Source organism: Streptomyces sp. NPDC004111, from assembly GCF_042874215.1.
Classification (GTDB): domain Bacteria; phylum Actinomycetota; class Actinomycetes; order Streptomycetales; family Streptomycetaceae; genus Streptomyces.
Genome location: NZ_JBIAMU010000028.1, coordinates 103,065 through 115,688, shown reverse-complemented (window position 1 = coordinate 115,688; position 12,624 = coordinate 103,065). Strand labels below are relative to the sequence as shown.

General features: G+C 73.2%; 7 protein-coding genes and 2 pseudogenes. 4 read left to right on the top strand and 5 right to left on the bottom strand.

Translation table 11 applies throughout. The annotated features are described in order from the left end of the window. Positions 1 to 131 precede the first annotated feature (131 nt). Positions 132 to 1,076 (bottom strand): ANTAR domain-containing protein, encoded by a 945-nt coding sequence (locus ACFYVL_RS39505; protein WP_389253953.1) that lies wholly within the window; start codon positions 1,074 to 1,076, stop codon positions 132 to 134. Between the two features lie 194 nt (positions 1,077 to 1,270). On the opposite strand from ACFYVL_RS39505, the gene hemB reads away from it, so the two are divergent. After that, the gene (gene hemB, locus ACFYVL_RS39500; protein WP_389253952.1) at positions 1,271 to 2,263 is read left to right on the top strand and encodes a porphobilinogen synthase; all 993 of its coding nucleotides are present in this window, start codon (positions 1,271 to 1,273) and stop codon (positions 2,261 to 2,263) included. Positions 2,264 to 2,284: 21 nt separating this feature from the next. Here the strand turns inward: hemB and ACFYVL_RS39495 are convergent. Together ACFYVL_RS39495 and ACFYVL_RS39490 are read right to left on the bottom strand one after the other, a co-directional pair. After that, positions 2,285 to 2,620, bottom strand: a pseudogene (locus ACFYVL_RS39495) (hypothetical protein); the annotation flags it as partial. 89 nt (positions 2,621 to 2,709) lie between these two features. Beyond that, a complete protein-coding gene (locus ACFYVL_RS39490; RefSeq protein WP_389253950.1) occupies positions 2,710 to 3,201 on the bottom strand; it encodes a hypothetical protein in 492 nt (163 codons plus the stop codon). A 231-nt stretch (positions 3,202 to 3,432) separates the two neighbouring features. Here ACFYVL_RS39490 and ACFYVL_RS39485 point away from each other — a divergent pair, with 231 nt between their 5' ends. Next, on the top strand, positions 3,433 to 7,551 hold the full coding sequence (locus ACFYVL_RS39485) for a hypothetical protein (protein WP_389253948.1): 4,119 nt from the start codon (positions 3,433 to 3,435) through the stop codon (positions 7,549 to 7,551). Between the two features lie 459 nt (positions 7,552 to 8,010). Here ACFYVL_RS39485 and ACFYVL_RS39480 read toward each other — a convergent pair whose 3' ends face one another. Beyond that, positions 8,011 to 8,814 (bottom strand): DUF4232 domain-containing protein, encoded by an 804-nt coding sequence (locus tag ACFYVL_RS39480; protein WP_389253946.1) that lies wholly within the window; start codon positions 8,812 to 8,814, stop codon positions 8,011 to 8,013. 35 nt (positions 8,815 to 8,849) lie between these two features. Here ACFYVL_RS39480 and ACFYVL_RS39475 point away from each other — a divergent pair. Together ACFYVL_RS39475 and ACFYVL_RS39470 are read left to right on the top strand one after the other, a co-directional pair. Further along, positions 8,850 to 9,191, top strand: a pseudogene (locus ACFYVL_RS39475) (helix-turn-helix domain-containing protein); the annotation flags it as partial. Between the two features lie 474 nt (positions 9,192 to 9,665). Next, on the top strand, positions 9,666 to 10,598 hold the full coding sequence (locus ACFYVL_RS39470; RefSeq protein WP_389254005.1) for a hypothetical protein: 933 nt from the start codon (positions 9,666 to 9,668) through the stop codon (positions 10,596 to 10,598). Positions 10,599 to 10,682: 84 nt separating this feature from the next. Here ACFYVL_RS39470 and argS read toward each other — a convergent pair whose 3' ends face one another. Continuing rightward, positions 10,683 to 12,458 (bottom strand): arginine--tRNA ligase, encoded by a 1,776-nt coding sequence (gene argS, locus ACFYVL_RS39465; protein ID WP_389253945.1) that lies wholly within the window; start codon positions 12,456 to 12,458, stop codon positions 10,683 to 10,685. Positions 12,459 to 12,624 lie beyond the last annotated feature (166 nt).

Genomic DNA, 12,624 nt, shown 5'->3' with positions numbered 1-12,624 from the left:
CGTGACGCGCGTGGCCCGGGTGTGAGGGCGGGCCGGGGAACTTCTTCCCCGGCCCGCCCTTTCGTGTGCGCAGGGGTCGTGTGCGTACCGGCCGTGCGGTGCTTGTGCTTGTGCTTGCGGTTGCGGGGCGGTCAGCGGCGGCGGGAACGGGTGCCGCGGTGGCGCAGCCCCAGGGAGTGCAGCGACTCCAGGGCGTCCATGAGGACGGTGTGGTTGTACCAGGCGAGCCACCGGCCGGCCTGGGCGCCCAGCTCCGCCATGGCCTGCCGCTGGGGTGCGGAGAAACCGTCGACCCGGTGGTCGAGGTGGGCGGAGACCATACCCACACAGATCCCGTTCGGCGTCACCAGGGGAGCGCTGTGGGAGGCCAGGCTGCCCGCGTCGAGGATCGCCCGGCGCGACGGCTCGTCGAACACCGGGGCGGACTCGACGTCGTTGATCGTCACCTGGGCGACGTCCCGGGCGGCCTTGGCACAGGAGGTGCCGTCCTCACCGACGTGCGCGAAGAAGTCCACGAAGTCCTCGGACAGCCCGGTGTGGTGCTCCAGGCGCAGCCCGCCGCGCACCCGGTCGGGCAGCTGCACGTTGCCCATGTCGGTGTCGAGGACCGCGAGGGTCTGGCTCAGCACGGAGCGCAGCACGGCGCCCTGGCCGGGTCTCTCCCCGTTGCCGGAGTGGACGTCCTTCGCCGCCTCGTAGGTCAGCGGCGGGGGTGCGAGCCGTCTCCGGCCGGGGAACCACAGGGTGCTGCGGGGGTCCGGGCCCGAGGTGCGGACGACCGCCTCCACCAGCAGCCGCATCCGGATGTTGTGCTGCTGGGAGGCGCTCTGCAGGAGCGCGAAGGCGGATTCGCCGTCCGGCAGCGAGTAGCGCTCCTGGAGGATGCCCTGCGCCTGCGCGATGAGCGGGTGGGTGCGGGTACGGGCCCGCAGATGGCGCAGCTCGGCCCGGAGCCGGTCCAGCTCACCGGCGGAACCGGAGCTTTTGCCGGTGACCGCTGCTCGCTCGTCCGGGACCGCCGCGGTCTCGCTCGGCGGGGCTGCTTCGGTGCGCGGCAGGTCGGGCTGGTCTGTCACTGCTGGTCCCTTCGGGCCGGGGGCGGGGCGCGCCTGCGGCGGGGTGGTCGGGGCGGGGCGACCCACCAGCCGATCACATGCCGGGCGCGCGGGACGAAGCGGGCCGGACGGCTCCGCCGGGACCGGGGCGGGGCCGTGCCGGACCGGCACGGTGTCGGCAAAGAGGAGGGTGGGGCGGGCGTAGCGTGGTTCGTATGACTGAGTATGGATCCTTCCCGGGAGCGCGGCCCCGACGCCTGCGGACCACTCCGACGATGCGGCGCATGGTCGCCGAGACGCGGCTGCACCCCGCAGATCTGATCCTGCCCGCGTTCGTACGGGAGGGAATCGACGAGCCCGTGGCGATCTCCGCGATGCCCGGGGTGTACCAGCACACGCTGGACACCCTGCGCAAGGCGGCGGTCGAGGCCGTCGAGGCCGGGATCTCCGGGATCATGCTCTTCGGGGTGCCCGAGGAGGCGAAGAAGGACGCGGCGGGCACGGCCGGCACCGACCCGGACGGCATCCTCCAGGTCGCGCTGCGCGCGGTGCGCGAGGAGGTCGGCGACGACCTGATCGTGATGTCCGACCTGTGCCTGGACGAGTTCACCGACCACGGGCACTGCGGAGTGCTGGACTCCGAGGGCCGGGTCGACAACGACGCCACCCTGGAGCGGTACGCGGAGATGGCCCAGGTGCAGGCCGACGCGGGCGCCCACGTGGTCGGGCCGAGCGGCATGATGGACGGCCAGGTCGGCGTGATCCGGGACGCGCTGGACGGCATCGGCCGCGAGGACGTCTCGATCCTCGCGTACACCGTGAAGTACTCCAGCGCCTTCTTCGGGCCGTTCCGGGAGGCGGTCGGCTCCTCGCTGAAGGGCGACCGCAAGACGTACCAGCAGGACCCCGCCAACAGCCGCGAGGCGCTGCGCGAACTGGCGCTGGACCTGGCCGAGGGCGCGGACATGGTGATGGTGAAGCCGGCCGGCCCCTACCTCGACATCCTCGCCGACGTCGCCCGCCACACGGACGTGCCGGTGGCCGCCTACCAGATCAGCGGCGAGTACGCGATGGTCGAGGCGGCGGCCGAGAAGGGCTGGATCGACCGCGAGAAGGCGATCCTGGAAACGCTGACGGGCATCAAGCGGGCCGGCGCGCAGATGACGCTGACGTACTGGGCGGTGGAGGCGGCGCGGATGCTGCGCTAGCCGGGTCCCGGGGCCGTCGGGTCACGTTGCCGCACGCCGGTCGCGCAGCACGGCGACGCCGTCGCCTTCGAGGTCCGCGCAGTGCGCCGTACGCCCGGTCATCGCCATCACCAGCGACAGGGTGGGCCCGGGCACGCGAGGCGCGGAGTCCTCGCCGGCCGTGAACGGTCCGTCCGTCGCGACGAGCCGCAGACCGCCGATCCGGCCCTTCGCGACGACCACCAGGTCCGAGCCCCGGTAGTACTCGGCGACCGCCGTGACGGCCCCGACCGGGCCGTCACGGCGCAGACCCAGCGGACGCCGGAGGCCGGCGGCGGGAGGGTTCGTGCGTGGCTGCTGAGCGGTCATCGGGGCGGGTTCCTCTCGATGCGGGTTGCCCGGGAAGACTCCCGCTTCCGGGCGAACTCATCGGTGTCCGCGGTCCGGTGCGCCGAAACCGCGGTTCCTCAGTGCCAGCGCAGGCGGTCGCCGGGGGCGGCGTAGCAGGAGATGCGGGTGCCGTTCGCGTCCACCGTGCTCTGGCCCCTCAGCCGCTTCGGGCAGAACTGGCCCGCCTTGTAGTGCTTGCCGGACGGGGAGAGGATCGCGCCCTCCGCGGGGGCGGGCGCGGGGGCAGGGGCCTTCGTGCGCTTCGGGGCGCGGGGCTCGGGGGCCGACTCCTGTACGCGGGTGGACGACCGCTTGGGAGCGGGCTTCTCGCCGGTACGGGGTGGGGGTGCTACCGGGCGGGGAGTGGACGCCGTGGGTGACGGTGACGCGGTGGGGGTGCTGGTGGGGGTGGGGGTGGGGGTGGGGGACGCCGTGGTCGTGGTTGTCGCCGTGCGCGTGGGGGGTGTGGCCCCGGGTGTGTCCTGGCAGCCGGTGAGCAGCAGGGCGGCGAGCAGTGCGGTGCCGGGGAGGGCGAGTCGGCGTACGAGGCCGGAGGTGCGGGAGGTCATGCCGGGCCGTTCCTGGGCGGAGGGGAGCAGGGAGGGTCATGCCCAGGTTCATATGGGGTGGTTAAGGAAATGAGCGGCGTTCGGCCCGTTTGGGAAGGCCGAAGGGCTTGATTCGGCGGGACCTTCGGCGGGCGGCGGCCGGGAGGAACGGATCCGGGGCGAGGCCCCCCGGGGCGTTGTCAGTGGCCGTCCCTACAGTGGACGCACTGATCAAGAACGGGGGCGGTTCGGATGTTGTGGCGGTTCGAGGTCGACGGGTACGTGGTGGGGCTGGACGCGAACCTGGAGTGGGAGTTCCGCAATCCGCGCGGGGGCCGTCTCAAGCAGACGCCGAAGAAGGCGGAGGAGCACCCCGAACGGGCCGCCATGGCACGGTTCCTGCGGAAGCTGCGATTGCATCGGAACGAGTGCGCGGAGCAGGCCCAGGGGTGGGCGGACCGCGGGGTGACGGCCGTGCCCGGGGAGCTGGCCGCGGACCCGGTGTGGGGGCCCGCCCTGGAGGCGGCCGGGATCGGGGTGGGGGCCGGGCCGGAGGACCGCGAAGAGAGCCCGGTGGGCGGGGAACTGCTGGTCGGGCGGGTCTATGAGCACTCCGTTACCGGACACCGGATCGTCCAGGTGGTGGCCGAGGAGGCCGCCCGGTACCGGGACATGGTGATGCGGCACGCCGGATGGGAGCGGACGGAGGGCTTCCAGGTCGCGTTCCTGCCCGGGGCGAAGAACGAACTGCCCTGGCCCGAGCGGGCGTTGGCGGCGCACCCCGGCATGGAGGAGACCGTGCTGGCGGAGGCCGAGGAACTGTTCGACCTCGGGCTGTACAAGAAGGGCATCGACGGCTTCTTCAAGTCGCTGGAGCAGCGCGCCCCGGGCCTCGTCCCGCTGTTCCTCGACGAGATCGCGCAGTACTGCCTCCGCGGCTACCCCGGCGGCCACGGGGACGACATCGAGGCCGCCGCCGCCTACTTCGGGCGGGCCCGGCTCGCCGAGCGGGAGCGCGGGCTCCCCATGGACTACGACTGGCTGGACGGCCGGTACACGCAGTTCGCCATGGCCGGCGCGATCTCGGCGACGACCCTGCGCGCACGCGCCAAGGAACTGGCGGTCAAGGGGGCCTGCACACCGGAACACGTGGAGGACTTCCGGGAGATGCTCTGCTGCCGGGTCGACGGGGACGTCGAGAGCGAGGAGCTGTGGGTGTACGCCCAGCTGCCCGCCGACCTCGCCAAGGTCGCCAGGGCCGCCGGACTGGACCCCGAGGAGGAACTGGCGACACTGCTCGTCGACTCCGGTCTGCTCGCGGACGTGTCGCTCGCCGAGGACGCGTTCTGGGCAACCGTGCTCAAGGGCAAGGCGTACGACCTGGCGGTCGCCCAGGATCCGGAGGCGGCGCGGACGGCACTGCTGCGGCTGGTCCCGACCACCCGCCAGGAAACGCACGGCCTGTGGATGACCCTGGTCGAGCGGAGCGGACTGCTGACCTGGCTGACGGCCGGGGCGGCGGGCGCGGAGCCGGGCGAGGCGGCCGGATGGCTGAGCCGCTGCATCGCCCCGATCAACACCCGCAAGGCGTCGGCTCCGCTGCTCCACGACCTCGCGCAGCGGCTCGCGCCGCGTCTGCGGGCGGACGGGGTTGCGCTGGAGATCCCGTACGGCTCCCTGCGCCGGGAGTACTCCGAGGCGCTGCCGCTGGACCTCCTCGACGAACTGCTCGGACTGGAGGTGCCGGTGGCGGACCCGCCGCCGCTGTTCGGCAGGTCCGGCCCGGCCCAGCTCCTCACGGAGCGCCGGCCCGAACTGCGGCACCTGCGGGCGGACGCGCGGTTCGCGCCGGAGCTGCGGCGGATGCTGCGCGCCCTGCTCGACATGACGGACGGGCTCGTGCTCGGCGGCAACTCCTGGTACCAGCCCTACGAGGACAAGGGCTGGGCACAGCTGCCCGAAGCCTTTGCGAACGACCTGGGACGCCAGGTGCTGGGCGAGTGGGGCGCCGCCGAACGGGAGTGGCTGCGGGGCGGCGGGTTCGGCGTGGCGGAACTGGCGATGCTGCTCGGCAGGTTCGTCCACGCGGGAGCGGTGGTGGACGCGCTCCCCGAGGACGTGCGGAGCGGGCTCGCGAAGGACCTCGCGGCCGTCGACCCCGTGGAACTGCTGCTGCGGGAGATGCCCGAGGACACGGAGCGCGCCCAGGTCGAGAAGCTCGTCGCGGACGGGGAACCCAAGTCCACGTACCGGGTGAAGGGAATGCCGCTGTCGGGCGGCCTCCTGACGCAGGAGGGCGTGAACTGCCGGGTGGGCCTGGCGAAGCTGATCGCCCGGCTGGAGAAGCGCGGCGGGGCCGAGGCGGCCGACGCGCAGAAGACAGAACCGAAGCCCGCCGCCGCTCCCCGGGGCGGGGTGCGGGAACTCTGCGCGGACATGGCGGCCTGGGCCCGCGACGGGGAACTCCCCGTCTGGCAGGGAAACCTGACCGAGCCGAGCGCACGCTCGCCGCTGGCGACCCACGCCGTCAGCGCCCTGTTCTACCTGCACTCCTACACGCCCCGGCAGGTCCTGGCCCAGGAAGGCCGCTGGCACTCCCACCAGAACGTCGCACCTGCCGAGTTCGGCGAGTACGCGACGTACCCCTTCCTCGTGGGGGCCGCCGACGGCTCCCACCGGGAGTGGCGGATCGTGACGACCGCCTGGGGCGAGGAGAACCGGGGCGCCGCCGTCGGCCGGGCCTACCGGACGGAGAGCTCCGTCGCGGTCGTCCTGTCCGCGGGACCGTCCTACCGGCTGCTCCTGGAGCACGCGCCCGGGGGGACATTCCCCGAGGGCGGCCCGCTGGCCGCCGCCGGGCTGCCGGTCGTCGAGACGCACGAAGCGATCCCGCAGCGTCCGCCCGCGTGGTACGCCGGGTTCGCCCGGCTGTGCAAGGAGCGCGGCGCGCGCCCCGTACGCCCGGCCCTCGCGGTCGCTTTCGGTGCGGCGACCGGGCTCTCGGCCGCCGCCGCGACCGCGCTGCTCCTGGGGCGGCTGGAAGCCACCCCGTACGCACCGATCGGTGCCGAAGTGCCGTCGGCGACCCCCAGGATATTGCTGTCGGACGCGTGGGAGGTGCGGGAGGCCGACGTGGAGGCGGAGGCCGCGGCACTGCGGGACATGCTGGACCCGGACGACGTCGCGAAGCTGTACGACCTCCTGGTCCCGGACGACCCGGAACTGCTCTGGACGCAGGGCCCCGACGTCGCTCGGGCGGCCCGCTGGTGGTGCGAGCGCTTCGGGGCGCCGATCCCCGTACCGGCCGAGGTCCTGCCGACGGCGCAGAAGGAGTGCGTGCGCCCCACCGGGGAGAACGCGTTCCGCAGGAACGGGGTGCGCCGGAGGGACCCGTGGTGGCCGGTGTTCCGCTTCGACGCGGTGGCGGCGCGGGTCGCGACCGGTACGGGAGTGCTGGACGAGGGGCTGCCGCTGCACGCGGGGCCGCCGGACCTGCTGGGTTCGGTGCGGGTGGCGGCCTGGCTGGCGTACCGCACGCCGCTCGGGGATCCCTTGCGGCCCGCGATCGGCGCGGCGGTGGGGCGGCTGCGGGCGGAGGTGGAGGGGCGGAGTCCGGGCAGCCCGGTCACCGTCTTCGCCACCCAGTCCAACTACCTGATGGGGGCGCCCGAGTCGGTGGAGGCGGCGGGCCTCACCGGGCACCCGGCGGTGTCGGTCGAGGAGGACGCCACGTACGACATGCGGAACGTGCGGGTCGATCCCGCGCTGCTCCGCGGCCCGGCCGATCCGGTGCTGGACCGGCTGGACGCCTATCTGGACTCCGTGCTGCCGTCCCAGTGGGTGCCGGCGGCGAACGGGCTGCCGGGGACGGCGGAACTGCGGATGCTGCTGTCGGAGGAGTTCGCCGAACTGGGACGGGCACTGGCGGCGGAACCGGAAGGGGCTTCGGGCTGGGCGCAGGACCCGACGCGGTCGGCACCGCAGGTGGTGGAGGCGTGTGCGCTCAAGCACGGGCTGAGCGCCGACGCCGCCGCTTACTTCCTGATGCTGGCGGTGCTGCCCGATCCGACGGACCGGATGGTCAAGTTCTGGACGGGGTGGAAGCCGGCCCGGTTCAGGGCGGCGCGGGAGGAACTGGCCGCTTCGGGCCGGGTGCTGGAGGCGTCGCGGACGCGGGCGGGCCGGTCGTTGTTCGTGGCGGGGGAGTGGGCCGGGCGCAAGAGGCCGAGGCTGCCGCTGGAGGCACCCAAGGTGCGGCTGCTGGGGCCGCTGGCGGCGGAGCACCGGGCCACGGCGCACGTGGTGGCGGTACCGAGCGGGTCGGTGGCGGGGCTGTTCCGGAGGTGGGGGGCGGAGAAGGGGCTGGGGTAGGGGGCTTGGGGGGCTTGGGCGCGGGGGCTTGAGGCCGAGGGGCTTGGGCGCGGGGGCTTGAGGCCGAGGGGCTTGGGTTCGGGGGCTCTGGGGCTCTGGGGCCGGGGGACTTGGGCGCGCGGGCCCTGGGGCCGGAGGGCTCGGGTGCGTGGGGCCGGGGGCCGAGGGGCTTGGGTGCGGGGCTCGGGTGCGTGGGGCCGAGGGCCCTGGGGCCGGGGGGCTTGGGTGCGGGGCTCGGGTGCGTGGCGGGGTGTGGGGTTCCCGCGCCCCTGAAGGGGTGGTCGGTGCTGGGGGAGGTGGCCGCCGGGGCCCTGGGCTTCGGGGGTCCGTCCCTTTGGGGCGGGCGCCTCGGCGCGGTGGGCCGGGGGTGCGGCGGCGGGTTTGGCGGGCACCGTGGTGGGGGCGGCGTGGGGGTGGGACGCCGTCGTGGGGGCCGGTGCGGGGAAGGCCCGGCGGTGCTCAGAGGCTGCTGACGCCGTCGAGGTCGGACTGCCAGTAGGAGACCCGGATGGAGCTGTCGATGTACACGCCCTTGGCGGGGATCCTGACGTCGACGGAGCCGTCGAGGCCGTTGTTGCTGCGGTCGTAGAAGTTCACCTTGAGGGACTTCGCCGTGTAGCCGTTCTCGTCCTTCTCGTCGCCCTTGGAGAGCTTCACCGCCGCGTACCCCTTCTCGCCGGGCATCAGGCTGGTCACGGCCTGCGGCTTGCTCTCCTCCATGGTCGGCGGCACGGACTGGGCGTTCTCGAACTGGACCGCCGGGGAGAAGTAGAGGTCGCAGAGCTTCGAACCGGTGTTGGTCGCCGTGAGGATCATGGTGTTGATGGGGCGCTGCACCACCTGCGCGGTGACCTTGATGTTGGAGGAGTCGCAGACGGCCCGGTTCTTGGGGTCGGTCGGGTCGGAGGCGGACTGGTCCTTGCCGCCGGTGCTGCCCGAGGAACTGCTGTGGCCGCTGCTGTTGCTGCCGCCGCTGCTCTTGCCCGTGCTGTTGCCGCTGGTGCTCCCGGAGCCGCCGGTGCTTCCGGTGCCCGTGCTGGTGCCGGTGGAGGAGGAGCTGCCCTTGCCGGGCTCGGACTCGCCGCCCGGCTTGTTGTCGGAGACGGGCTGGGAGGCGGTGGGGGCCGAGGTGCCCGCCGGGCCGGCGTCCCTGGTGCCCTCCCCGTTCTCACAGGCGGTGAGCGAGAGCGTGGCGGCGAGGGCGACCGCGGAGAGCGTGATCAGACGGGTGCGGCGGTTGCGACGGACGATGCGTGCGGACATGGCGGAACTCGTTTCTGTGGTGAGGGTCTGTACGAGTGGTGGGGCTCAAGGAGCCGCTCGACCGTGGGCCGGGAGCGGCGTGCTTTGATGACCAGAGATTGCACGCAAGGTCGTCCCAGAGGCCAGAGTTGGCGGGGAGTCAGGGACGCTGGAACGTTCGCACCGGCTTTGACCTGGGGTTATGGGTGAACCCTGGAACGCCGGGCTGGGATGGAGGAACGGTGGCAGGGGCAGGCGGAACGGCCGAATTCGCGGAAGCGCTGCGTGAATTGAAGGGGCGTTCGGGCCTCAGCTACGGGGTGCTGGCCAAGCGGTTGCACATGAGTGCGTCGACGCTGCACCGGTACTGCAACGGGGATGCGGTGCCGACGGAGTTCGCTCCGGTGGAGCGGATGGCTCGGGTGTGCAAGGCGGGGCCGGAGGAGGTGGTGCGGTTGCATCGGAGGTGGATTTTGGCCGATGCGGAGAGGGGGAGGGGGAGGGGGGTTGTTGCGGAGTCCGGGTCCGCGTCCGGCGTGTCCGGGTCCGCGTCCCGGGCGTCCGGGGCCGCGCCCGGGGGTGCGCCCGGGGGTGCGTCCGAGGGGGAGGGCGGTGCGGGTTCTGCGGGGGTGGGCGGGGGCGAGGGGAGCGGCTCCGCCGGGGGGCCGCCCCCTTGCCCGCCCGTTCCGCCCCCGGGGGGCGGCCCCGCCGCCCAAGGGGACTCGGGCGGCCCCGCCGCCCAAGGGGGCGGGGGGAGTGAGGCGGGTGGCTCCGCCGCTCAAGGGGGCTTGGGTGGTGGGGCGGTTGAGGAGGGGCCGGTGGTGGATATTGGGGTGGGGGGTGGGGGTGGGACGCGTCGGAGGGGGCGGGTTGTGGGGATCGCGATTTCCACCGTGCTCGCCGTCGCGGCCTCCGTCGTCCTCGTGGTGAATCTGACCGGAGGGAAGGGCAGCGACGTCGTCGAGGGCGGGCGGGCCGCCGGTGCGGACTCCTCGCCCGGCCCCGACGGCGGCGGGCGCAGCGCCCCGCCCACCGGGGCCAAGGAGTCGCCCTCCGCCTCCGCGACGACCCGGCCGACCGGGGGCACCACCCCCACTCCCTCCGCGACCACCGGCGGAAGCGCCGGGGCCAGCGGCAGGCCCGGCGGCGCGGGCAAGGGCACGGACGGGGCGCGCAAGCCCGGGGGCGGCGGCTCGATCGTCACCGGCGACACCCCCTTCTCCGTGGCCACCCGCCCCTACGTCTACGAGAACCCCTGCAGCCAGTACTTCCTCGTCGACAGCGACCCCGCCCGCGTCGGCCCGCCGCCCAACGAGCAGGACGCCCCCGGCTGGGCCGCCGCCAACGGGGCCGTCTCCGCCGACGAGCAGGTGGTGGCGCTGACGTTCCAGGGCCGCTCGCGCGACACCGTCGTACTGGAGGCCATGCACGTACGGGTCGTGAAGAACGAGCCGCCGCTGACCTGGAACCGGTACGCCACCGGCGTCGGCTGCGGCGGCCAGGTCGACACCAAGTCCTTCGCGGTCGACCTCGACGCCGGCCGCCCCGTCACCGCCCCCACCAACGGCCAGCGCGACTTCCCGTACAAGGTCAGCGAGGCCGATCCGGAGGTCTTCTACGTGAAGGCCAGGACCGGCACGCAGAGCGTCAGCTGGTACCTGGAGGTGGAGTGGTCCAGGGGCGGGCAGCGCGGTGTGCAGAAGGTGGACGACCACGGCAAGCCGTTCCGCACCAGCGGCTCCGCCGGACGCCCCGAGTACCAGTACCCGCCGGGCGCCTCGAAGTGGTCCCGGCTGGAGTCCTAGCCCCGGGCAGGGCGCCCGCCGGCCCGCCGGGAACGGCAGCGGCCCCGCCGTCCCGGGAGGACGACGGGGCCGCTGCGCGGTCGGTCAGAGGCGTTCCGGGGTGCGGATGCCCAGCAGGGCCATCGCCCGGTGGATCGTGCGGGCGGTCAGCTCGCACAGGAAGAGCCGGTTCTCGGCGACCTCCAGCGCGGGCGCCGGCTTGATCACCGGGCACTCGGAGTAGAACGTCGTGAAGAGCGACGACAGCTGGTAGACGTACGCGGCCAGCTTGTGCGGCTCGTAGGACGCCGCCGCCTCGGCCAAGACCTCGCCGAACTGGTCCAGGTGCAGACCCAGCGCCCGCTCCGCCGGGGCGAGCGCCAGCTCCGGGTGCGCCACCGGGCCCCGCTCGCCCGCGTCGCGCAGGATCGACCGGGCACGGGCGTACGCGTACTGGCTGTAGACGCTGGTGTCGCCGTTCAGCGAGACCATCTGGTCGAGGTCGAACTTGTAGTCGCGGGCGGCCGAGGTGGAGAGGTCGGCGTACTTCACGGCACCGATGCCGATGTCCGCGCCGTTCTTGACGATCTCCTCCTCGGAGAGGCCGATCTTGTCGTTGTTCTTCTCGCGCACCACCGACGTGGCCCGCTCGACGGCCTCGTCGAGGAGGTCGATCAGCCGGACCGTCTCGCCCTCACGGGTCTTGAACGGCTTGCCGTCCTTGCCCAGCACCGTGCCGAAGCCCAGCTGGTGCGCCTTGACCTCGTCGGTCAGCCAGCCCGCCCGGCGGGCCGTCTCGAAGACCATCTTGAAGTGCAGGGACTGCCGCACGTCCACGACGTAGAGCAGCGTGGTCGCCTTGAGGTCGCCGACCCGGTCGCGGATCGCGGAGAGGTCGGTGGCGGCGTACCCGTACCCGCCGTTGGACTTCTTCACGATGAGCGGCGTCGGGTTGCCGTCCGGGCCCTTCACGTCGTCGAAGAACACGCACAGGGCGCCCTCGGAGCGGACCGCGACCCCGGACTCCTCCAGGATCCGGCAGGTCTCCTCCAGCATGTCGTTGTAACCGGACTCGCCGACGATGTCCGGGTCGGCGATCTGCATGTCCAGCTTGTTGAAGACCGAGTAGAAGTAGATCTTCGACTCGTCGACGAACCGCTGCCAGAGGGCGAGGGTCTCCGGCTCGCCCGCCTGGAGCGCCACGACCCGGTCCCGGGCCCGCGCCTTGAACTCCTCGTCGGAGTCGAAGAGCGCCCGGGACGCCTTGTACACCTTGTTCAGCGAGGACATCGCCGCCTCGCCGTCCCCGTCGGCGGCGTCCCCGTGGTCCAGCTCGGCCGGGTGCTCCAGGAGGTACTGGATGAGCATGCCGAACTGGGTGCCCCAGTCGCCGATGTGGTGGCGCCGGACGACCTTCTCGCCGGTGAACTCCAGCATCTCGACCATCGCCGCACCGATCACGGCCGACCGCAGGTGGCCGACGTGCATCTCCTTGGCGACGTTCGGCTGGGCGTAGTCGACGACCGTCGTACCGGGGTGCTCGTTGTACGGAACGCCGAGCCGGTCGTCCGCGGCGCGCGCGGCCAGCGTCTCGACGATCGCCCGGTCGGTGAGCGTGATGTTCAGGAAGCCGGGGCCCGAGACCTCGATCTCCTTCAGCACGGCGTCGTCCGCCGGGAGCTTGCCGACCACCTCGGCCGCCAGCTCGCGCGGGTTCGCCTTCGCCTTCTTGGCGAGGGCCAGGATCCCGTTGGCCTGGAAGTCGGCCCGGTCGCTTCGGCGCAGCAGCGGGTCCGCGGGGGCGGCGTCCGGCAGGGCTGCCGAGAGCGCGTCCGCGAGGCGCTGGGTGACGGTCGAAGCGAGGGAATGGACCGAGGCCATGAGGTGCCGTTCCTGTTGAAGTGGCATGGGTGGACGTCAAGTATTTCACGCGGGCGCCGGGGGGCCGGGCAACCGGGTTTCCCCCGCCCACCGCGGGACCCCGTCCGCGCCCGGGGCAACCTATTCGAGGAGCGTGCCGTCCTGTCCGTCTGGGACAATGGCCCAC

Coding starts and splice junctions, on each gene's coding strand:
- hemB (WP_389253952.1), top strand. CDS start 1,271: ATGACTGAGTATGGATCCTTCCCGGGAGCGCGGCCCCGACGCCTGCGG.
- ACFYVL_RS39490 (WP_389253950.1), bottom strand. CDS start 3,201: ATGACCTCCCGCACCTCCGGCCTCGTACGCCGACTCGCCCTCCCCGGC.
- ACFYVL_RS39485 (WP_389253948.1), top strand. CDS start 3,433: ATGTTGTGGCGGTTCGAGGTCGACGGGTACGTGGTGGGGCTGGACGCG.
- ACFYVL_RS39480 (WP_389253946.1), bottom strand. CDS start 8,814: ATGTCCGCACGCATCGTCCGTCGCAACCGCCGCACCCGTCTGATCACG.
- argS (WP_389253945.1), bottom strand. CDS start 12,458: ATGGCCTCGGTCCATTCCCTCGCTTCGACCGTCACCCAGCGCCTCGCG.